The organism is Lysobacter sp. M2-1 (genome assembly GCF_022662495.1).
Classification (GTDB): Bacteria; Pseudomonadota; Gammaproteobacteria; order Xanthomonadales; family Xanthomonadaceae; genus JAKPBU01.
Map to the genome: position 1 here is coordinate 108,328 of NZ_JAKPBU010000011.1, position 21,992 is coordinate 130,319.

Annotated in this window: 19 protein-coding genes; 9 read left to right on the top strand and 10 right to left on the bottom strand. The window is 67.9% G+C overall.

Features of this window, described 5'->3' with window-relative positions; translation table 11 throughout:
* Positions 1-160: 160 nt before the first annotated feature.
* From asnB to map, 7 genes are all read right to left on the bottom strand, one after another.
* Positions 161-1,855, bottom strand: coding sequence for an asparagine synthase B (gene asnB, locus MC375_RS15765; RefSeq protein ID WP_242104374.1), 1,695 nt, complete (start codon positions 1,853-1,855; stop codon positions 161-163).
* 320 nt (positions 1,856-2,175) lie between these two features.
* Positions 2,176-3,303, bottom strand: a complete 1,128-nt coding sequence (gene dapE, locus MC375_RS15770; RefSeq protein ID WP_242104375.1) for a succinyl-diaminopimelate desuccinylase — start codon at positions 3,301-3,303, stop codon at positions 2,176-2,178.
* Complete coding sequence (locus tag MC375_RS15775; protein ID WP_242104376.1) at positions 3,300-3,662, bottom strand: Spx/MgsR family RNA polymerase-binding regulatory protein; 363 nt, start codon at positions 3,660-3,662, stop codon at positions 3,300-3,302. The genes dapE and MC375_RS15775 overlap by 4 nt, the downstream gene beginning before the upstream one ends.
* Complete coding sequence (locus tag MC375_RS15780) at positions 3,659-4,669, bottom strand: glycoside hydrolase family 43 protein (protein ID WP_242104377.1); 1,011 nt, start codon at positions 4,667-4,669, stop codon at positions 3,659-3,661. The genes MC375_RS15775 and MC375_RS15780 overlap by 4 nt, the downstream gene beginning before the upstream one ends.
* Positions 4,666-5,598 carry a 2,3,4,5-tetrahydropyridine-2,6-dicarboxylate N-succinyltransferase gene (gene dapD / locus MC375_RS15785; protein ID WP_242104378.1) on the bottom strand — a complete coding sequence of 311 codons (933 nt, stop codon included), beginning with the start codon at positions 5,596-5,598 and terminating at the stop codon, positions 4,666-4,668. Before dapD ends, MC375_RS15780 begins: the two co-directional genes overlap by 4 nt.
* The gene (gene glnD, locus MC375_RS15790) at positions 5,595-8,171 is read right to left on the bottom strand and encodes a [protein-PII] uridylyltransferase (RefSeq protein WP_242104634.1); all 2,577 of its coding nucleotides are present in this window, start codon (positions 8,169-8,171) and stop codon (positions 5,595-5,597) included. Before glnD ends, dapD begins: the two co-directional genes overlap by 4 nt.
* Positions 8,172-8,230: 59 nt before the next feature.
* Positions 8,231-9,007, bottom strand: coding sequence for a type I methionyl aminopeptidase (gene map / locus MC375_RS15795; protein WP_242104379.1), 777 nt, complete (start codon positions 9,005-9,007; stop codon positions 8,231-8,233).
* A 310-nt stretch (positions 9,008-9,317) separates the two neighbouring features.
* On the opposite strand from map, the gene rpsB reads away from it, so the two are divergent.
* Positions 9,318-10,208, top strand: coding sequence for a 30S ribosomal protein S2 (rpsB, locus tag MC375_RS15800; RefSeq protein ID WP_242104380.1), 891 nt, complete (start codon positions 9,318-9,320; stop codon positions 10,206-10,208).
* Positions 10,209-10,362: 154 nt separating this feature from the next.
* A complete protein-coding gene (gene tsf, locus MC375_RS15805; RefSeq protein ID WP_242104381.1) occupies positions 10,363-11,241 on the top strand; it encodes a translation elongation factor Ts in 879 nt (292 codons plus the stop codon).
* A gap of 69 nt (positions 11,242-11,310) precedes the next feature.
* Here tsf and MC375_RS15810 read toward each other — a convergent pair whose 3' ends face one another.
* From MC375_RS15810 to MC375_RS15820, 3 genes are read right to left on the bottom strand one after another with little or no spacing between them, the layout of a single operon-like run.
* A complete protein-coding gene (locus MC375_RS15810) occupies positions 11,311-12,915 on the bottom strand; it encodes a diguanylate cyclase (protein WP_242104382.1) in 1,605 nt (534 codons plus the stop codon).
* A gap of 9 nt (positions 12,916-12,924) precedes the next feature.
* Positions 12,925-14,409: an ATPase domain-containing protein gene (locus MC375_RS15815; protein ID WP_242104383.1), complete on the bottom strand. Its 1,485-nt coding sequence runs from the start codon at positions 14,407-14,409 to the stop codon at positions 12,925-12,927.
* Positions 14,406-14,834, bottom strand: coding sequence for a hypothetical protein (locus tag MC375_RS15820; RefSeq protein WP_242104384.1), 429 nt, complete (start codon positions 14,832-14,834; stop codon positions 14,406-14,408). Before MC375_RS15820 ends, MC375_RS15815 begins: the two co-directional genes overlap by 4 nt.
* 295 nt (positions 14,835-15,129) lie before the next feature.
* On the opposite strand from MC375_RS15820, the gene pyrH reads away from it, so the two are divergent.
* From pyrH to rseP, 7 genes are all read left to right on the top strand, one after another.
* On the top strand, positions 15,130-15,852 hold the full coding sequence (gene pyrH / locus MC375_RS15825; RefSeq protein ID WP_242104385.1) for a UMP kinase: 723 nt from the start codon (positions 15,130-15,132) through the stop codon (positions 15,850-15,852).
* A gap of 84 nt (positions 15,853-15,936) precedes the next feature.
* Entirely contained in the window at positions 15,937-16,833 is an 897-nt protein-coding gene (locus MC375_RS15830) for a cation diffusion facilitator family transporter (protein ID WP_242104386.1), read from the top strand.
* Between the two features lie 193 nt (positions 16,834-17,026).
* Positions 17,027-17,587 carry a ribosome recycling factor gene (frr, locus tag MC375_RS15835; protein ID WP_242104387.1) on the top strand — a complete coding sequence of 187 codons (561 nt, stop codon included), beginning with the start codon at positions 17,027-17,029 and terminating at the stop codon, positions 17,585-17,587.
* Between the two features lie 66 nt (positions 17,588-17,653).
* The gene (gene uppS, locus MC375_RS15840) at positions 17,654-18,445 is read left to right on the top strand and encodes a polyprenyl diphosphate synthase (protein WP_277929527.1); all 792 of its coding nucleotides are present in this window, start codon (positions 17,654-17,656) and stop codon (positions 18,443-18,445) included.
* Entirely contained in the window at positions 18,442-19,278 is an 837-nt protein-coding gene (locus MC375_RS15845; RefSeq protein WP_242104388.1) for a phosphatidate cytidylyltransferase, read from the top strand. The genes uppS and MC375_RS15845 overlap by 4 nt, the downstream gene beginning before the upstream one ends.
* A 57-nt stretch (positions 19,279-19,335) precedes the next feature.
* On the top strand, positions 19,336-20,547 hold the full coding sequence (locus MC375_RS15850; RefSeq protein ID WP_242104389.1) for a 1-deoxy-D-xylulose-5-phosphate reductoisomerase: 1,212 nt from the start codon (positions 19,336-19,338) through the stop codon (positions 20,545-20,547).
* Between the two features lie 79 nt (positions 20,548-20,626).
* Positions 20,627-21,991, top strand: a complete 1,365-nt coding sequence (rseP, locus tag MC375_RS15855) for an RIP metalloprotease RseP (RefSeq protein ID WP_242104390.1) — start codon at positions 20,627-20,629, stop codon at positions 21,989-21,991.
* The last annotated feature ends 1 nt before the right edge of the window (position 21,992 follow it).

The window sequence follows — 21,992 nt, forward strand, 5'->3', positions numbered from 1 at the left end:
GGGGGGGGGGGGGGGGGTGTGTGGGGACGGGGGGAGGGGAAAAAAAAAAGAGAGCGCGCGCCCCCGCGTGGGCGCCCCTTGGCCCGGTTTTGATGGTCCCCCGGGGTGAGTAGCAAAAAGCAATCGCGGCCAAGGCCGCTCCCACAGGTGGTTCCTCGATCTAGGCGAGTGCGGCGTTGTGCACGCCGGCGATCGCACGCCCCGACGGATCGGCCGCGTTCGCGAAACCCGCATCCCAGGCGATCGCGGCGGGCGAGGAGCAGGCGATCGACTTGCCGCCGGGCACCGTGCGCGCGCAGGCCTCGCCCGGGAAGAGCTCCTCGAAGATGCGGCGGTAGAAATACGCCTCCTTCGTCTGCGGCGGGTTGAACGGGAAGCGGCGTTCGGCTTCGGCGAATTCGGCGTCGCTCACATTGGCCCCGGCATGCGCCTTCAGGCCGTCGATCCAGCCGTAGCCGACGCCGTCGCTGAATTGTTCCTTCTGCCGCCACAGGATCTCGTGCGGCAGGTAACCCTCGAACGCCTCGCGCAGCACGGATTTCTCGATCCGTCTGCTGCCGTCCGGCGCCGTGCCGCCCATCTTGTGCCGCGCGTCCATGCGCATCGCCACGTCCATGAACTCGATATCCAGGAACGGCACCCGTGGCTCAACTCCCCAGGCCATCATCGACTTGTTCGCGCGCAGGCAATCAAAGCTGTGCAGCGCGTCGAGCTTGCGCACGAGCTCTTCGTGGAACTCGCGCGCGTTCGGCGCCTTGTGGAAGTACAGATAGCCGCCGAACAGCTCGTCGCTGCCCTCACCCGACAGCACCATCTTCACCCCCATCGCCTTGATCCGCCGCGCCAGCAGGTACATCGGTGTCGATGCGCGGATGGTGGTGACGTCATACGTCTCGATATGGCGGATCACCTCCGGCAGTGCGTCCAGGCCTTCGGCGAAGGTATAGGTGAACCCGTGATGCACGGTCCCCAGCGCGTCCGCGGCGACCTGGGCGGCGGCCAGGTCCGGCGAGCCTTCCAGGCCGATGGCGAAGCTGTGCAGCCGCGGCCACCAGGCTTCGCCGCGATCGTCATCCTCGATCCGCTTGCGCGCGAACTTGGCCGCGCAGGCGGCGACCAGCGACGAATCCAGGCCGCCCGACAGCAACACGCCGTAGGGCACGTCGCTCATCATCTGCCGGTGGACCGCGCGTTCGAAGGCCGTGCGCAGCTCGGCCCTGTCGGCGGCCACGCCCTGCACCGCGTCGTATTCGCGCCAGGCACGCTTGTACCAGCGCACCAGAGTGCCGCTGGCGCTGTCGTAGACATGGCCGGGCGGGAACGCGGCCACGTCGTCGCACACGCGTACTAGCGCCTTCATCTCCGATGCCACCCACAGCCGGCCGTCGGCATCATGGCCCCAGTACAACGGACAGATGCCCATGTGATCGCGCGCGATCAGCACGCGCCTGGCGTCGGCATCCCACAGCGCGAAGGCGAAGATGCCGTTGAGCCGGCCCAGCCAGGTTTCCGGCGCTTCGCCATCGCGATGCAATGCATTGATCACCTCGCAGTCGGAACCGGTCTGGAACGCATAGGGATGCGCGAGCCGGCGCTCGAGATCGCGATGGTTGTAGATCTCGCCGTTGACCGCCAGCGCCAGTGCGCCATCGCCAGAAAGGATCGGCTGCGCGCCGCCGGCAGGATCGACGATCGCCAGCCGCTCGTGCACCAGCAACGCATTCGCGTCGCTATGCACGCCACTCCAGTCGGGGCCGCGATGACGCTGGCGCGCGGACAGCGACAGCGCCAGCGGACGCAGCGGACGCAGGTCCGCGCCGGGGCGGAAGTCGAACACGCCAAGGATCGAGCACATCAGGTTTCTCCAGCATTATCAGGAAGCGAACAACGAAAAACCCGCGCCAGGCGCGGGTTTCGGAAGTGTCGTGCGTGCTTGCAGCCGCGCCTAACCGCCGTCCCGCCCCCAGGGCGTCCGGTTGTTGTTGCGGCGATTGCGGGCAGCGCGATGCATGCGGCGACGCTAACCCATGCCGGGCTCGCGGGCAAGCGGCAAATGGTTGCGCTGGAAACCTGGTGCTTCCAACTGGGCGAGCCTCCCCGGCAAGGGTGTGCCGGAACGTTCCGGACCGGAGCACGACGAACCGCCCGACGCGGTCGCGATGCCGAAGACCGCAGCTACCGGAGCATCCGTTCGATCAGCGTCAGATACAGCTCGGGCAGCGCCTCCAGGTCGGCCACCGCCACGTGCTCGTCCACCTTGTGGATGCTGGCGTTGACCGGGCCGATCTCGATGCACTGCGCGCCAAGCGGGGCGATGAAACGCGCATCCGAGGTGCCTCCGCCGGTGCTCTCCTCCGGCGGCGCGCCGGCAAATGCCGCCAGCACCTCACGCGCCGCCGCTCGCAGCGGCCCTTCCGGCGTATGGAAGGGTTCACCGCCGCGCTGCCAGGCGATGTCGTATTCCAACCCATGCGCGTCCAGGATCGCAGCGCACGCCGTCTCCAGCCGCGACGCGTCCCAATGCGGGTTGTAGCGCAGGTTGAACAGCACCTGCAGTTCGCCCGGGATCACATTGTTGGCGCCGGTACCCGCCTGCACGTTGCTGATCTGCAGGCTGGTGGGTGGGAAGGTCTCGTAACCATCGTCCCAATGGCGCGCCACCAATTCCACCAGCGCCGGCATCGCCTGGTGGACCGGATTGCGCGCCTTCTCCGGGTAGGCGACGTGGCCCTGGATGCCATGGACGGTGAGCGTCGCCGACAGGGTGCCGCGCCGGCCCACGCGCAGAAGGTCGCCAAGAATCGCTTTCGAGGATGGCTCGCCGGTAATGCACCAGTCGACGGCCTGGCCGCGCGCGCGGAACAGTTCGGCAACCTCACGCACGCCATCGACCGCATCGCCCTCCTCGTCCGAGGTCAGCAGCAGCGCGACCGTGCCGGCATGATCCGGATGCGCGGCGACGAACTGCTCCAGCGCGATCACGAATGCCGCCACGCTGCCCTTCATGTCCGCTGCGCCGCGGCCATACAGCACCCCGTCGCGGACTTCCGGAATGAAGGGATCGCTCGACCACGCGCTGCGCGGACCCGGTGGCACCACGTCGGTATGTCCCAGCAACACCAGGACCGGCCCGCCGCTGCCGTGGGTGGCCCACAGATTGTCCACCTCACCAAAACGCAGATGCTCGCATGCGAATCCGGCGCGCTGCAGGCGTTCGGCAATCAGCGCCTGGCAGCCGGCATCGTCCGGCGTGACCGACGGACGCAGGATCAGCTCCTTGCCCAGGGCCAGGACTTCGCTCATTTCGCGACGCCGAAGCGCTGCTTGAAACCGTTATCGGTGAAGCCCTGCGTGACCCGGCCATCCTCGGTGACGACAACAGGCCTGCGAACCAGCTGCGGGTACTCCTTGAGCAGCAGTTTCCATTCTGCGTCGCTGCCGGGCATCTTGCGGTTCGCTGGCAGGTTGCGCCAGGTAGTCGAGGACTTGTTGACCATCGCGTCCCAGCCGCCGAGCGCGTCCTTCCACGCGATGAGCGTCTCCGGCGATTGCCGCTGCTCGCGATAGTCGACGAAGGCATGCGCGATGCCGAAACGGTCGAGCCACTTGCGCGCCTTCCTGCAGGTGTCGCAGTTCTGCAGGCCGTACAGGATCGTGGTCATGGTGCGGAATCCGATCGCGCGCCGTTCGCCGCCGGCAGCGGATCGGCGTCGACGCCGGCGTGGGTGATCTTCACCGGCAGGATGCGGCCCTGTTCGTCGAACTGCATGCGGTCGATCGACACCTGGCGGTGATCGCGCGCGGTATCCCCGAGCGGACGGCGGTGATAGACGATGTACCAGCGATCGGTCCCGGGCACCTGGATCACGGAATGGTGGCCGGCGCTGGTCGCCACCTCCGGATCCTGTCGCAACACCTTGTCGATGCGCTTGAACGGACCCATCGGCGAGTCCGCCATCGCGTAGGCGACCGAGTAGTCCGGACCGCCCCAGCCGCCTTCGGACCACATGTAGTACCAGCGGCCATCGCGCTCGAACATCAGCGAGCCTTCCACGTATTCGGGCGCCGGCGTGACTTCCTTGTACAGCGTGCCGTCGGGGAAGGGCCGCAGGCCGGTGAAGTCGTCCTTCAGCCGCACCAGGTTGGCGTGTTTCCAGCCGCCGTAGACCATGTACCAGTCCTCGCCGTCGCGGAACACGGCCTGGTCGATCGGCTGCGCGCCGTTGTGGAAGCTGTCGATCAGCGGCCTGCCGAGCAGATCGCGATACGGCCCTTCCGGCCGGTCCGCCACGGCCACGCCGATGCCGCCGTGTTCCTTGTCGCTCTGGATATCGTTGGCACCGAAGAAGAAATAGTAACGGCCGTCCTTCTCCACCACCGACGGCGCCCACATCGCGCGGCGCGCCCACTTCACCGCATCAGCGGTCAGCACGTCGGGATGCCGGGTCCAGTGCACCAGGTCGGTCGAGGAAAACGCGTCGAACCGGGTCTGGTCTTCGTAGCGCGCGGAGGTGGTCGGGAAGATCCAGTAGCGGTTCGCGAACACGTGCGCGTCCGGATCCGCGTACCAGCCCGGAAACGCCGGGTTGCCGGCGGCGGCGCGCGTCCATGGCACGCACGACAACGCCAGGACCAGCAAGGCCAGCGCTGTGTCGCGACCTCGCCTCATTCGGCGTGCCCGCGCAGCAGATCGTTGATCGAAGTCTTCGCCCGGGTTTTCGCATCCACCTGCTTGACGATCACCGCGCAGTACAGCGAATGCGAACCGTCCTTCGCCGGCAGCGATCCGGAGACGACCACGCTGTACGGCGGAACCCGTCCGTAGCTGATCTCGCCGGTCGCGCGATCGTAGATGCGGGTGCTCTGGCCGATGAACACGCCCATCCCGATCACGCTGTGGTGGCCGATGACGACGCCCTCGACCACTTCCGAGCGCGCGCCGATGAAGCAGTGATCCTCGATGATCGTAGGCGCGGCCTGCAACGGTTCGAGCACACCGCCGATGCCGGCACCCCCGGAAATATGGCAATGCTTGCCGACCTGCGCGCAGGACCCGACCGTGGCCCAGGTGTCCACCATCGTACCGGCGCCGACATGCGCGCCGATGTTGACGAAGCACGGCGTCAGCACGACGTCCTTGCCCAGGTAGGTGCCGCGCCGGACCACGGTGCCGGGGAGCACCCGCACCCCGAGCTTGCGGAACTGCGCTTCGCCATAGCCTGCGAAACGCATCGGGATCTTGTCCCAGAACGGCGCCGGCTCGGCCTCGATCAGCTGCATGTCCTGGGTGCGGAAGTAGAGCAGCACGGCCTTCTTCAGCCATTCGTTGACCGTCCAGTCGCCCTTGCCGTCGGGTTCGGCGACCCGGAACTCGCCCGACTCCAGGCCGTCGATCACGCGTTCGACGCTCGGGCGCGTGGAGCCGTCGATCTCGTCGGGCGTCAGCGCGGCGCGGCGTTCCCAGGCGCTGTCGATCGTGAACTTCAGTTCGTCGATGCCCGGCCCCTGCGCTGCCAGTTTTTTGCGCGGGCCCCTGCCCCCTGCGGACTTCTTTGCGGGGCGGTTCGTTGGCGTCTTCTTCCTGCCCGGTGGGCTCATCGGTTCGGGTCTCCGTCGAGGGTCTGCAGCAGCGCTTCACGCAGCGCATGCTGGCGGTCGGGATCGAGCGCCAGGTTGCGCTCGTCGGTGAGGTGGAACACGTCTTCGGCCTTTTCACCGAAGGTTGCGATGCGCGCATCGTGCACGCGCAGGCGCTGCGCACGCAGCACCTGGGCGATGTCGGCCAGCAGGCCGGGGCGGTCGGTGCAGACCAGACCCATCGCCGTGCGGCCGGCGGCGGTCTCTTCGAAGCCGACCTGCGGCACGATCCGGAAATGTCGCAGGTGCCGAGGCTGGGTGCGCCGCGCCGGGCGGATCATGTCCAGCGGCGCGGACAGCACCGCATGCAGTTTGCGCTCGAGATCGGCGGATGCGACCGGACGCGCCGGATCGGTCGGCAGCACCTCGAAGCTGTCGAAAATGGTCGCGCCAGGCCCATCGAAAATCCGTGCGCGTTGCACCGCGAGACCGAGGCGATCGAGCGTGGCCACGATCGCCGCGAACAGCCCGTCCCGATCGGGCGAGTGCACGAACACTTCCAGAGCCTGCGCCTGCACTGCCTCGCCGATGGGTCGCACGCGAACGCGGGTCGCACCGTGCGCCAGTCCCTGCAGCGCCGACGCCTGCCACGCGATCTGGTCGGGTCGCGCGCGCAGGAAGGCCTGCGGCGGCATCCGTTCGAACAGCGCTTCCACCGCCTCGGCTGGGAGGCCCTGTGCTTCGAGTAGCGCCTGGGCCGATGCCCGGGTCTCGGCGATGCGTTCGCCGGCGGCCACCGGATGCTCCAACCCGCGCCGGAACTCGCGCCGCGTCGCCGAGTACAGGTCGGCCAGGAGCCGGTCCTTCCAGGCGTTCCACAGCTTCGGCGATGTGCCGGCGATGTCCGCGCAGGTCAACAGATAGAGATAGTCCAGTCGCTCGCGGTCGCGCACCTTGTCGGCAAAGCGATGGATCACTTCAGGATCGGCGATATCCTGCTTCTGGGCGGTTGTGGACATCAGCAGATGCTGCTCGACGAGCCACGCAACCAGCTCGCCGTCGCCGTTCGAAAGTCCGTGCGCCCGGCAGAAGTCGCGCGCATCCACCGCGCCGAGTTCCGAATGATCACCGCCGCGTCCCTTGGCGATATCGTGGAACAACGCCGCGAGCAGCAACAGCTCGGGCTTGTGCAGGCGCGGCCAGACGTCGTGGGCGATGGCGAAACGCTCGTCGACGCCGGATGCGAACCCGGCAACGTTGCGCAGGACCGCCAGCGTGTGTTGGTCGACGGTATAGACATGGAACAGATCGAACTGCATGCGGCCGGACACGCGCGCGAATGCCGGCAACCAGCGGCTGAGCACGCCTAAACGCGCCATGCGCTCGAGCGTGCGCACCGGCTGCGGGCCGCGCAGCAGCTCCATGAAGCGGTCCCGCTCCGTCTGCGTGGCTTGCGGATACGCAGACAGGAACTTCAGCGCTTCGGCCAACGCGCGCGCCGTACCCGAATGCAGCCCGCGGATCGCGGGATTGGCGGCCCAGGTCGCGAACAGCGCGAACACGGCATCCATCAGCCGGTCCGTGCCCGGATACGGCCAGCCCGGATCGCGCAGCGACAGGTAACCTCGCCGCAACTCGAACTGCGCATCGATCGGCTCGGGTTCGCCCTCGCCTTCCAGCTGTTCCTCGAAACGTTGCAGCAGGCGATCGCCGATGCGCTGCACCCGCGCGGCGCTGCGATAGAAGCCCTGCATCATCTGTTCGACGGCGAGGTTATCGGCATCGTCCTGGTGGCCGAGCCGCGCGGCCAGCGCCTTCTGGTGGTCGAAGCGCAGCCGTTCCTCGCGCTTGCCGGCCACCAGGTGCAGGCCCCAGCGCAGGCGCGACAGCGCGCGGCGCTCGCGGTCGAGCGTGCCGAATTCGTCCCCGCCCAGTTGGCCCAGCGCGATCAGCGACTCCAGATCGCGCACGCCCGAGACCCGCATCGCCATCCAGCGCAGGGTCTGCAGGTCGCGCAGGCCGCCGGGGCCATCCTTGAGGTTCGGCTCGAGGTTGTCCGACGTATCGCCGAAACGCGCATGCCGAAGGCGCTGCTCCTCGCGCTTGGCGAAGTAGTAGTCCCGCGCTGCCCAGAGTTTCTCCGGCGCGATCGCGTCGGCCAGCGCCGCGATGCTGTCGGCATCGCCATGCAGCAATCTGGCCTCGAGCTGCGCGGTCATCACGGTGATGTCCTCGCGCGCCGCGTCGCCCGCATCCTGCAGGGAACGCACCGCATGCCCGACCGGCAGCCCGGCATCCCAAAGCAGCGCGAAGAATCGCGAGAGGGCATCGGCATGCACGGCCTGCGCTTCAGGGCCGGCCAGCACCAGCAGGTCGATGTCGGATTGCGGAAACAGCTCGCCGCGGCCGTATCCGCCCACCGCGAACAGCGCGATGTCCGGCGCATCACCCATGCAGCGGACCCAGGCCTCGCGTACCAAGGAGTCCAACATGGCCGAGCGCGCGCGGGTCAGGCGATCCACGTCCTCGCCAGCGTCGAACCGCGCGGCCAGCGCCGCGTCGCCCTGCTTCAGGCGTTCGCGGACCCCGGCGATGAAGTCCGCTTCAGCCTGCGGCTCGGCGACCGCCGCAGGCGGGATTGCGGCGGAGGCGGTCACAGGTCGTTATCGTCCCCCGGGACGCGGGTCAGGATCTCCACGCCATCATCGATCACTGCCACCGTGTGCTCCCACTGCGCGGACAGCTTGCGATCCTTGGTGACTACGGTCCAGCCGTCGGGCAGCACCCGGGTATGGCGCGTGCCTTCGTTGATCATCGGTTCGATGGTGAAGGTCATGCCCGGCCGGAGCACCACGCCCTCGCCCGCACGGCCGTAATGCAGCACCTGCGGCTCGTCGTGGTAGACCTTGCCGATGCCGTGCCCGCAGTACTCGCGCACCACCGAAAAACGCTGGCCTTCGGCGTACTCCTGGATCGCATGGCCGATGTCGCCCAGGGTCGCGCCCGGCTTCACCGCGCGGATGCCGCGGAACATGGCCTCGCGGGTGGCTTCCACCAGCCGCCTGGCCATCACCGAAGGCGTGCCGACGTAGTACATGCGGCTGGTATCGCCATGCCAGCCGTCCTTGATCACGGTGACGTCGATATTGACGATGTCCCCTTCCTTGAGCACCTTCGCCTCGCTCGGGATGCCGTGGCAGATCACATTGTTGACCGAGGTGCACACGGTCTTGGGGAATCCGCGGTAGCCCACGTTGGCCGGGATCGCTCCCTGGACCTGAACGATATGGTCGTGACAGATCCGGTCCAGCGCCTCGGTGGTCACGCCGGGCCTCACGTGCGGAGCCACGACCTGCAGCACCTCGGCGGCCAGGCGGCCGGCGACGCGCATCTTCTCGATATCTTCGGGGGTCTTGAGTTGGATGCCCATGCCGACATTATCGCCGATGCGGAGCGCTGGGCCGGGTGTGTTTGCCAGCGAAGCCGCCACAGGCTAGAATTCCGCGGCTTTTCCGGCCAGATCGGTCGGCAGGCCGTCCACGACGGATGCAGCCCCCAACCGGGCAGTCGAATTCACACCCGCTGCAAACACCCGTGCCGGGGTGTCCCGCGTCCGAACGACGTGGGATCTGGACACGGAGCGGCGGGGAGGCCCAACCCCGGAACCGATCGCCCTGCCCCGTGCACGGCGGACCGCCTTACCGACCCTGGCGGCAGGTTCCCTTTCGGAGTTTCAAGCAATGCCCCAGATCACCATGCGCCAGATGCTGGAAGCCGGCGTCCATTTCGGCCACCAGACCCGCTACTGGAACCCCAAGATGGCGCCGTACATCTTCGGCGCCCGCGGCAAGATCCACATCATCAACCTCGAGAAGACCGTGCCGCTGTTCGGCGACGCGATGAACTTCATCTCGGGCATCGCCCAGAAGCGCGGCATGATCCTGTTCGTCGGCACCAAGCGCAGCGCGCGCGAGGCGGTGAAGGAAGAAGCCGAGCGCTGCGGCATGCCGTACATGACCCAGCGCTGGCTGGGCGGCACCCTGACCAACTTCCGTACCGTGAAGGCCTCGGTCTCGCGCCTGAAGGAGCTGGAAGCGGGCGAAACCGACGGCAGCTTCCAGAAGCTGGTGAAGCATGAGGTCCTGGGCCTGCGCCGCGAGCGCGAGAAGCTGCTGGCCTCGCTGGGCGGCATCAAGGAGATGAACCGCCTGCCCGACGCGCTGTTCGTGATCGACATCGGCCACGAGGACATCGCGATCAAGGAAGCCAAGAAGCTCGGCATCCCGGTGGTTGCGGTCGTCGACACCAACTACGACCCGGCGCTGGTCGACTACGCCATCCCCGGCAACGACGACGCCATTCGCGCCGTGCAGCTGTACGCGCGCGCCGCCGCCGACGCCGTCCTGGAAGGCAAGGCCGCCGCGCCGCAGGCCGCGACCGTGCGTGAGGAGGAGTTCGTCGAACTCGACGCCGAGGGCAATCCGGTCGACCGCAAGGCCGCCCGCAAGGCTCCTGCCAAGAAGGCCGCGCCGCCCAAGCGCGCTTCGGCCAAGGACGACGGCCTGCCGGAAGCCAAGCCCGCAGCGGTCGAAGCCGACGCCGAGCCGGCCGCCGACGCGCCCACCGAGTAATCGCGGCGCAACCTGGCCGCGCCACGCTGGGTGGCCGGTCCTCGCCTAGGGCGGGTGCCCACCCGCTCGCCGTCCCATTCGGGAACGGCCGCGCGTTCCGATTTTTCGAAGGCGGATTCATCCCGCCCTACTTTCTTTTTTGAGGTCCCAAGCAATGGCTGACATCACCGCTTCCATGGTCAAGGAACTGCGCGAGCGCACCGGCGCCGGCATGATGGAGTGCAAGAAGGCGCTCACCGAGAACAACGGCGACATCGAGGCCGCCGCCGACTGGCTGCGCAAGACCGGCCTGGCCAAGGCCGACAAGAAGGCCGACCGCGTCGCCGCCGAGGGTCGTATCGCGATGGCCCAGGACAGCGGCAAGGCGGTGCTGGTCGAAATCAACTCGGAGACGGATTTCGTCGCCAAGGACAGCAACTTCCTGGCCTTCACCGAGGAAGTGGCGAAGACCGCGCTGGGCAACGGCGCCGCCGACGTCGAGGCGCTCAAGGCCGCCAGCACCTCGCAGGGCGCCACTGTCGAGGAAGGTCGCCAGGCACTGGTCGCCAAGCTCGGCGAAAACGTGCAGCTGCGCCGCATGCAGCGCCTGGAATCGGCCCACACCATCGGCGCCTACGTCCACGGCGGCCGCATCGGCGTGCTGGTCGAGCTCAAGGGCGGCAACGCCGAGCTCGCCCGCGGCCTGGCCATGCACATCGCCGCGATGAACCCGCCCTACATCTCGCCTGCGCACGTGCCGGCCGAGTTCGTCGCGCGCGAGAAGGAGATCGCCCTGGCCCAGGTCAAGGAATCCGGCAAGCCGCAGGAGATCCTCGAGAAGATGATCGCCGGCAAGGTCGGCAAGACGGTGAGCGAAGTCACGCTGACCGGCCAGCCCTACGTGCTGGACACCAACCAGACCGTCGAGGCCGCGCTCAAGGCCGCCGGCGGCGCGGAGGTCCTGAATTTCGTCCGCCTCGCCGTGGGCGAAGGCATCGAGAAGAAGGAAGACGACTTCGCTGCCGAAGTGATGAAGCAGGCCGGCCTGGCCTGAACCCCACCGGGCCCAGCACAGGACAAGCCGCGGACTTCCGCGGCTTTCTTGTTTCTGGAACCGGGCCGCCTATCCGCCCAACGGCAGCCTGACCACGAAGCGGCTGCCCTGGCCGATGCCGCTGCTGGTCGCGACCACGCTGCCGCCGTGCGCTTCGACCAGTTCGCGCACCACGGTCAGCCCGATGCCGAGGCCGACACCGTTGAAACCGATCGCGTGTCCGTCCTGCACGAACGGCTCGAACACCTCCGGCAGGACCTCGGCGCTGATGCCAATTCCGCTGTCTGACACGGTCATCTCCACCGCGTCGCCGACGATCGCGACGGCAAGGTCGATCTCACCACCCTCCGGGGTGTATTTGGATGCGTTGTCGAGCAGGTTGCCGAGCACCTGGACGAGCCGCACCGGATCGACATCCAGGGCCACCGCGCGCGCTGGCAACTGCACCGTGAAGCGCTGCCGGCGCAGTTCCATCGCCGGCCCGCTGGCAACGGCGGCCGCGTCGACGATTCCGGCCAGATCGGCGACACGCCGCTCAAGCCGCAGCTTGCCGGTGTTGGCGCGCGAAACATCGAGCAGGTCGCCAACCACGCGCGACATGCGCGTCACTTCGCGCTCGATGATGGCCTGCATCCGAACGGGATCGCTGGTGCCGGACTGCGCGAGCATGGTCGACGCCAGGCGGATCGACGTCAGCGGGTTGCGCAGCTCGTGCGCCATCACCGCCAGGAACTCCTTCTGCTGCTGCTGCGCACGTTCCGCGGCGGCCTGCAGGTCCTGGGCGGTCAGCGCGGCGAGCACCAGTTCAGCGTTTGCTTCGCGCAATTGGCCATGCTGGCGATCGTGCTCGAGCAGCGTCCGCTCGTACTGCGTAAGAGGCCGCGCATCCGCTGGCTCCACCGGATCTGTCTGCTCGCCGGCACAGTCCTCGCCGAAAAGACAATTGCCCAGTCCGCGCCGCTTCGCGCTGTACATGGCGGAGTCCGCGCGCGCCATGAGCGTATCGGCATCCTCCCCGTGATCGGGGTAGATGCTGATGCCGATACTCGCGTTGAGGCGAAACTCGTGCCCATCGACGCATCCGGGAACGCCCAGTGCCGCCGTCAGCTTCCCGGCCACGTCGACGGCATCGCCAACCTGCGATATCTCGGTGAGCAGGATCAGGAATTCGTCGCCGCCGTGGCGGGAGACGGTGTCCACGTCGCGCACGGACTCCGCCAGACGCCGGGCGGCCAGCTTCAGCACCTCGTCGCCGAACGCGTGTCCGAAGGTGTCGTTGACCTGCTTGAAGTTGTCGATGTCCAGAAACAACAGCGCCAGGCGGGTGCCATGGCGATGCGCATGCGCGATCGCCTGCGCGAACCGGTCGAGCAGGAGCAGTCGGTTCGGCAGTTCGGTCAGGGCATCGAGCCGCAGCGATCGCGACATTTCCTGCAGCGTAAGCGCGCACGCGTCGGCGTCGTTGCGGGCCGACAGCGCCGAGCACAGCAGCTGCTCGTTGGCCTCGACCAGCTGCGCTTCACGGCCGCCATCGGGGCGGCGCTCCGCCTCGAACACCCGTTGCCGCAGCCGCGCGAGCGCGGCACGCGCCTGCCCGGCCTGCGCCCGCAGTCGCGCCAGTTGCCCCGCGGCTGTCGCGGCCGCGGACTCGTCCTTGCCGGGGGTGGTCTTCATGACGCGCGCCTAGCCGTCATCGTCGCTGGTCGCGGGTTTCGGACCGGGCGCGTGCCTGCTTGTCGGCCTGCCACCGAGCAGTCCCTCCTGATCGGGCAGCGTCTCGCCGATTCGGATGCCGCCCTCGTCGATGGCGTATTCGCGCAACTCGTCCGAATGCCCGCTCGCCCGCACCTTGACCACTGCCATCACCCGCCGTAACCGGCTCTCCACCTCGATGTAACGCTGCACGATGATGGCGTCGGTCAGGAACGCAGTGCCGTAAGGGCTGAAGCGCAGGTCGGTGTAGCGGTCCTCGAGTTCGGAGGTCATCAGCACGGTGACCCCGGCGGCGGCGAGCGCGGCGGCCATGCGCGAGAGGTTCTCGCGGAAATCGTGGCGGAACGTCGGCGCCAGGGCGAGCTCGAAACCGGAGAGCGAATCGACGACCACACGGGTGGCCTTGCGCCGGCGTACTTCGTCCAGGATCAGCAGCACGATCTCGTCGATCGACAGATCCGGCGCGCGCGTGTCCACCAGCCCGACCTGATCGGCGGCGATCAGCTCGGCAAGCCGGCGGTTGCGCAGATGGTCCGGGCGCTGCTCGAACACGGCGATGACGCCCGCTTCGCCGCTGCGCACGCCCTCGGCCAGGAACGCGGCGGCGAGGATGCTCTTGCCCGAACCCGAGGGCCCCGCCACAAGCAGCGAATATCCGCGCGGCAGGCCGCCGCCCAGCATGTCGTCCAGGCGCGGCACGCCCATGTGGAGACGCGCAACGGATTGGGCCGGCTTGGGTTCGCGGAGGGGACTCGACACCCGCGCCGGGGGAAATACCTGGATGCCGGCCGCACCGATGCGGAAGGTGTGCAGGCCCGGCAGTGTCGGCTGCCCGCGCATCTTCATGATCTCCATCTTGCGCACCATGGAGTTGCGCTCCACGCTCTGGCGCAGCCAGATCAGGCCGTCGGCGATGGTGAAGATCGGGTTGGGACCTGTCTCGGTGAAGTACTCGCCAATCAGGAAGGTCGTGGCCTGCCAGCTGGTCATCAGCATGCCGAGATGCTGCACGAACTGCTGCAACTGGTTGTGCGCGTTGCCGGCTGCGTCGCTGGCAAGTACCACCGAACGGAACGAGTCCACGAACACCAGCGCCGGGGCGTGCGTCTCCATCGCTTCGACGATGCGGCGCAGCACCCGGTCCAGATCGCCTGCGCTGGTTTCATCCGAGAGGTTGATGAAGCGGACCGATTGGTTGATCTGCGCGCTGTCGAAGAACGCGAACTGCTGCTGGTAGCGCAGCATCTTCAGCGGTGGCTCGCCGAGCACGGTGAAATACAGCGCTGGGCGCTGCGGCGTCGCCAGCGCGAACATCATCTGGTGCGCCAGCGTGGTCTTGCCGCTACCGGGCGGCCCGGCGATCAGGTTGAACGAGAATTCCGGCAGGCCGCCGCCCAGCACGTCGTCCAGGCCCGGCACGCCGGTGGCCAGGCGGTTGATGGTGACAGAGGTCATTGCGATGGGTCCTGCGTGGGTGAGCCGCTGGAGGGGGAAGGAGGTGTCCACACGGCGTCGAGCAGCCGCAAGGTGAGCGAGGAGCCGATCAAACTGATCAGCAGGGTCTGGAAAGCCTGCAGCACGGCGACTCCGCCGGCAGCGGCATCGGTGCTGTCCTGCCGGGTCATCGCCGACTTCAGGGCCGCGAGGTCCATCGTCGCCTGCGGGCCTTGCTGCGGTTCGAGCCAGGGATGAGCCGCGGCGGCGAGGTACAGGCTGCGTCTGTAGAGCGCGGCCACACCTCGTTGCCCGATGATCGGCGTCAGGGCCGACTCGACCTGTTCCCAGAGGGCGACGATCGCGCCGGCGGTCCGGGCCGCGTCCGCCCCTTCCCCGGCCCGTTGCGCCACGGCAAGGGCAATCCGGTCTTCTTGAGTTCCCACGGGATCCCTGTGCCGAACGCTCAGGACGGCATCGACTCGATAGTACGCTTTGACTTTCGCAACGGGCGTGACGGCGGACAGGCCATTCCTGCAGCCGCCGCCAGGGCCTCGTGTGCCCGGGACCGCCCAGGCGATGCCGCAGCGACCCGACCGGTGCAAATCGGATTATTGAACCGACAACGCAGATGGAGATGATCTGCCTGACCGACCAGATGCGACGGCAGTGTGTGCCGTCAGGTCTCTAGGCGTTCAGCTCCACTACAATGAGACCCTGAATACGCCGTCCGGAGTTTCCATGCCCCCACTCGCCTATCGCCGCATCCTGTTGAAACTGTCGGGCGAAGCCCTGATGGGCGAGGAGGACTACGGCATCGACCCGAAGGTGCTGCACCGGCTGGCCCACGAGGTCATCGAGGCGCGCGAGGCGGGGGCCGAGGTGGCGCTGGTGATCGGCGGCGGCAATATTTTCCGCGGGGCCGGGCTGGCCGCCGGCGGCATGGACCGGGTGACCGGCGACCAGATGGGCATGCTCGCCACCGTCATCAACGCGCTGGCGATGCAGGATGCGCTGGAGAAGCTCGGCGCGAAGTGCCGGGTGATGAGCGCGATCAAGATCAACGACGTGTGCGAGGACTACATCCGCCGTCGCGCGATCCGGCACCTGGAAAAAGGCCGCATCGCGATCTTTGCCGCGGGCACGGGCAATCCATTCTTCACCACCGATTCCGGTGCCGCCCTGCGCGCGATCGAGATCGGGGCCGACCTGCTGCTGAAGGCGACCAAGGTGGACGGGGTATACGACAAGGATCCCAAGAAGCATCCCGACGCGATCCGTTACAGCACGCTGACCTACGACGACGTGCTCGCCCGCGACCTGCAGGTCATGGACACCGCGGCGTTCGCGCTGGCCCGCGACAGCGACCTGCCGTTGCGGATCTTCGACATGAGCGAGCCGGGCGTGTTGCTGCGCATCCTGCGCGGCGAGGACATCGGCACCCTGGTGCGCGGCAGGAACTGAAGCCGCGCGCGCGCACCTCCTTCGTCGATGATGCCGCCTCGATGAAATTGTGTCCGCGCTCGCGCGGATGGCACCCTGCTCCGCATGCATAGCCACGACCACGGCTCGGCCACCCGCACGTTCGCGTGGGTAACGCTGATCAACCTGGCGTACACCGCGCTCGAGGCCGGGTACGGGATCGCGACCGATTCGCTAGCCCTTCTATCCGATGCGCTGCACAACCTTGGCGACGTCATGGGACTTGCCCTGGCCTGGGCGGCGGCGGCGATCGCGAAGCGGCCGCCCACCGAACGGCATACCTACGGTTGGCGCCGTGCCACCCTGCTGTCCCCCCTGGCCAACGCCGTCCTGCTGGTCGCGTTTTCCGGGGCACTGGCCTGGGAAGCGATCCGCAGGTTCGATGCGCCGCCCGAGATCCCAGCACTGCCGGTGATCGTGGTGGCGGCGCTGGGAATCGGGGTCAACCTGGGCGCCGCCTGGCTGGTGCGCGAAGGACATGCGCACGACCTCAATCGCCGCGGCGCCTTCCTGCATCTGATGGCCGATGCCGCGGTGTCACTGGTCGCGGTCCTTGCCGGCATCGGCATGCTCACGTTCGGCTGGAAGTGGCTGGACCCGGTGACCGGGCTGCTGATCGGCGCGGTAGTGGCCCTGGGCGCCTTCGGCCTGCTGCGCGACGCCTTCGACGCGGCCATGGACGCGGTTCCGCGTGGGCTCGACCGTGCCCAGGTCCATGACTTCCTGGTCGCCCAGCCCGGCGTGCAGGCTGTGCACCATCTGCACATCTGGTCGCTCGGCGCCGGCGAGATCGCGATGACCGCGCACCTGGTACGCGCGCAGGGCGCGGACCACGACCACTTCATCGACAGGCTCAACCATGAACTGGACGAGCGGTTCGGCATCAACCACCCGACCCTGCAGATCGAATACGGAGCCGCCTGCGCCCACGACCTGCACGACCGCGCGCCGCATGCGCATTGAAGCCGCGCCGCGATCGAGCACGCCTGCGACCGACCCGAACGCGCCGCAGCGCGCCTGAAACGCCGCCCGCGGGCTGTTCCTGGACTATCCGCAACATCAATGCCTTCGTCTTTGCCCGCATGCGGTCGCGCACGCCAGCCCGTTGCGGCCCTTCCCCTATAATCCCGCGGCTGACCAACGACCGGAGCGGGCGATGAGCGTGAACGACATCAAGAAGGACGCGCAGGCGCGCATGCACAAGAGCATCGAGGCGCTCCGGCACACCCTGGTGAAGGTCCGCACCGGGCGCGCATCCACCGCCCTGGTCGAACACATCCGGGTCAACTACTACGGCTCCGACGTGCCGCTGTCGCAGGTGGCCAGCGTCGCCGTGACCGATGCCCGCTCGCTGACCATCACGCCGTGGGAAAAGCAGATCGTCGGCGCGGTGGAAAAGGCGATCCTGGCTTCCGACCTGGGCCTGACTCCCAACACTGCGGGCACGACCATCCGCCTGAACCTGCCTGCGCTCACCGAGGAGCGCCGCAAGGAACTGTCCAAGGTGGTGCACGGCGAAGGCGAGGACGCCAAGGTCGCGATCCGCAACATCCGCCGCGACGCCAATCACCAGGTCAAGGAACTGCTCAAGGACAAGGCGATCACCGAGGACGAGGAGCGCCGCAGCGAAGACGATATCCAGAAGCTGACCGACGCGGCCATCAAGGATGTGGACGAAGTCGTGAAGGCGAAGGAAACCGAGCTGATGGCGGTCTGAAAAGGCCGGGATTCGGGATTGGGGATTCGCTGACAGCATAGACAGCAACGCCTGCAGGCCCTTGCCTTGACCAATCCCGAATCCCCAATCCCGGATCCCGTCCCCCGCCACCTTGCCGTGATCATGGACGGCAACGGCCGCTGGGCGCAGAAGCGCAGGCGGCCGCGGATCATCGGCCACCGCGCCGGAGCGCGCGCAGTCAACGTCTGCGTCGACTTCTGCCTGGAGCAAGGCATCGAGGTGCTGACCCTGTTCGCGTTCTCGAGCGAGAACTGGGGCCGGCCGGACGAAGAAATCGGCGGGTTGATGAAGCTGTTCATCGGCGCGCTGGAGCGGGAGGTGGACGAGCTGCACCGCCGCGGCGTGCGCATCCGCTTCATCGGCGAGCGCGCCCGCTTCACCCCGCAGATCCGCGAGCGCATGGCCGCCGCCGAGGCGCAGACCAGGGACAATGCAAGGCTCGGACTGAACATTGCCGCGAGCTACGGCGGTCGCCAGGACATCGCGCACGCTGCGCGCACTCTGGCCGAGGACGTCGCCGCCGGCCGGCTGCGCCCGGACCAGATCGACGAAGCGGCAGTGGGCGCGCGCGTGGCGCTGGCCGACCTGCCCGCACCCGACCTGTTCATCCGCACCGGCGGCGATCACCGCATCAGCAATTTCCTGCTCTGGCAGCTCGCCTACACCGAATTGTGGTTCACCGAAACATTGTGGCCGGACCTCGATGCCGCCACACTGCGGCGCGCGCTGGACGACTACGCGGGGCGTGAGCGCCGGTTCGGCCTCACCGGCGACCAGGTGCGTGACCTGGCGCAGCCCATCCCCTCGACCCACCACCAGGACAAGGCCGACGCATGACCCGGACCCGCGTGCTCACCGCCCTGGCCATGACGCCGTTCGCGATCGCAGGCATCCTGCTGCTGCCGACGCCCTGGCTGGTGGCGATCTCCGCGGCGCTGTTCCTGGTCGGACTGTGGGAATGGTTCAAGCTGGCCGACGTCGACGACTCGCTGGCGCGCACCATCCTGCTGCTGGCCAACCTGTTGCTGATGGTGGCCCTGGCCTGGGGTTCGCGCACCAGCAGCGGCGGCACGCTCGTGCTGTTCCAGCTGGCGGTGGTCATAGGCGTAATCTGGTGGCTGCTCGCCTGCCTGTGGTTGAAGCACTACCGCTTCGCATCCGACCACGACACCCACGCGCGCGTGTTCAAGCTCGCCGCAGGCACCCTGGCGGTGGTGCCGGCGTGGTGCGCGATGGCGTTGCTGCACGCATCCCAGCCGAATGGCCACCGCTGGCTGCTGGTCGCGTTGGCGATCGTCTGGGCCGGCGACACCGGCGCCTATTTCGCCGGGCGCAAGTTCGGCAAGCACAAGCTCTCCCCGCGGATCAGCCCCAACAAGACGGTCGAAGGCCTGATCGGCGGAATGCTGTGCGCGTTGCCGGTCGCCGCCGGCTTCGCCTGGTATGCAGGGGCGACCGTACAACAGCTGCCCCTGGTGCTTGCGGTGACGCTCGCCACCTTCCTGGCTTCGGTGGTCGGCGACCTGTTCGAAAGCCTGCTCAAGCGCCACATCGGGGTGAAGGACTCGGGCGACATCCTGCCTGGCCACGGCGGCATTCTCGACCGCATCGATGCGGTGCTGGCGGCACTGCCTGTGTTCGTGCTGGGCAAGCTGTGGCTCGGGTTCTGACCGTCGGGATACGGCAACGGCCTCGCGCACGCGCAGACGCTGTCCACGCATAAGCCGATGTCTCCTCAAGTGCCTTCCACACCCAGTCCAGAGCCGGTGCAGCGCATCGCCGTCCTCGGCGCGACCGGTTCGATCGGCACGTCCGCGCTGGACGTGATCGCGCGCCATCCGGCCCGCCTGCGCGCGAGCGTGCTCGCGGCCGGCCGCCAGGTGGACGCACTGGTGGCGCTGTGCGCGAGCCATCGCCCGGAGCACGCCGTGATTGCGGATCCCCAGCTGTATCCACGGCTGCGCGACGGACTCCGGGATGCCGGTCTTTCCACCCAGGCCCATGCCGGCGACGAGGCGTTGGACGTGCTTGTCGGCGGCGATGGGTGCGACACCGTGGTTGCGGCGATCGTCGGCGCCACGGGCCTGGCCTCGACGCTCGCCGCGGCCCGCGCGGGCAAACGCCTGCTGCTGGCGAACAAGGAATCCCTGGTGCTGGCGGGCGACCTGCTGATGCAAGCCGCGCGGTCCTCGGGTGCGACCGTCATACCGATCGACAGCGAGCACAATGCGATCTTCCAGTGCCTGCCGGCGCAGCGCGACGACCAGGCCCTGCGCCGGATCGTGCTGACCGCCTCCGGCGGCCCGTTCCGCGGTCGCAGCCGCGCCTCGCTGGCGGACGTCACCCCGGAGCAGGCGATCGCGCATCCGAAGTGGTCGATGGGTCCGAAGATCTCGGTCGATTCGGCCACCCTGATGAACAAGGGCCTGGAGGTGATCGAGGCCCACCACCTGTTCGGCCTGCCGCGCAGCCGCATCGAAGTGCTGGTGCATCCACAGAGCCTGGTGCATTCGCTGGTGGATTTCATCGACGGATCCACCCTGGCGCAAATGGGCCTGCCGGACATGCGCACCGCGCTGGCGGTCGGTTTCGCCTGGCCGCGGCGCATCGCATCCGGCGTCGCCCTGCTGGATCTCGCGGTACACGGCAGACTGGACTTCGAACAACCGGATCTGGACGCCTTTCCCTGCCTGGCCCTCGCCTTCAGGGCGCTGGAAGCCGGCGGCAGCGCGCCAGCCGTGCTCAATGCGGCCAACGAGGTGGCGGTTTCAGCGTTTCTTCAGCGCCGGATCGCTTTCCTGTCGATCGCCGAGGTGGTCGAAGCCGCCCTCGCCCGCGTCGACGACACGGACGGCTCGCTCGATGGGCTGCTGGCAGCGGATGCGCAGGCCCGGCGGGACGCCGACCAGGCGGTGGTCAGGCTGGCGCATCGTGGATGAGCCGAATGGCGGATAATCGTCCGGCGAATTGGCCCATGTGCGGGCCCATACCCGGCAGGGCGCAGTTTCGGAGCAATCGGTGACGGAAATCCTCGGATCGGTGTGGTGGCTGATCGTCAGCCTGGGTGTGCTGGTCACCTTCCATGAATTTGGCCATTACTGGGTTGCACGCCGCTGCGGCGTACGCGTGCTGCGGTTCTCCGTGGGTTTCGGTCGCCCGCTGTGGAAGCGCCTCGGCCGGGACGGCACCGAATACGTGGTCGCGGCGATTCCGCTCGGGGGCTACGTGAAGATGCTCGACGAGCGCGAAGGCGATGTTCCCGCCGACCAGCTCGATGGAGCCTTCAACCGCAAGTCGGTGTGGAAGCGGATCGCGATCGTCCTGGCCGGTCCGGTGGCCAACCTGCTGCTCTGCGTCATCCTGCTATGGGCGATGTTCGTGGTTGGCCGGCCCGACTACGCACCGGTGGTCGGGAACGTCGAAGGCATCGCGGCCGAGGCTGGCCTTGCGCGCGGCGACACCGTCGATGCGGTGGGCGATCGCGCGACCCCGACCTGGGGCGAACTGCAGATGGCACTGCTGCCCGCGGCGCTGGACCGCAGCGATGTCGAGCTGCGGGTTCGCGACGCCGATGGCAAGCCGCACACCCGTCACCTGCGCCTATCGGAATTGCCGCAAGGTATGGACGAGCGGCTGCTGCTCGACGGCGTCGGCCTGACCCCGCGTCACGCGCTATTGCCGCCGGTGATCGGTGAGGTGTCGCCAGGCACGCCCGCCACGGGCATCCTGCGCGCCGGCGACCGCGTATTGGCCATCGACGCCGTGCCGATCGCCTGGTTTGACGACATCGGCCCGCAGGTTCAGGCCGTCGGCGCCCGCGGCGAGCCGGCGATGGTGGAAGTCGAACGCAACGGCGAACGTTTCGCGCTGTCGCTGGCGCCGGAGCGGGCTGCCAGCAGCAGCGGAGGTCGCTACTGGAGGCTGGGCATCGCACCCGTACCACGCAGCGAGTTGCCGCCGAAAGACGCGGTCCAGCGCTACGGTCCGATCGCCGCGATGCCGGCTGCGTTGCGCGAAGGCCAGTACCAGGCCAAGCAGCTGTTCGCGATGATCGGCCGCGCGTTCAGTGGCCGGGTCTCGGTGCAGAACACGGTGGGCGGACCGGTCACGATCGCCCGCACCGCCAATGCCTACGCCCAGCTTGGACCCGCGTGGTACCTGACGGTGCTCGCGCTGCTGTCCCTGAGCCTGGGCATCCTCAACCTCCTGCCGATCCCGCTCTTGGACGGGGGTCACCTGTTGTATTACCTTATTGAATTGGTCAAAGGCAGCCCGTTAAGCGAACGTGCGATGGCCGCAGGGCAATATGTCGGCCTTGCCCTCCTGGCCGGTTTGATGGGCCTGGCGTTCTACAACGACATCGTGAACAACTTCGTCCGTTAGC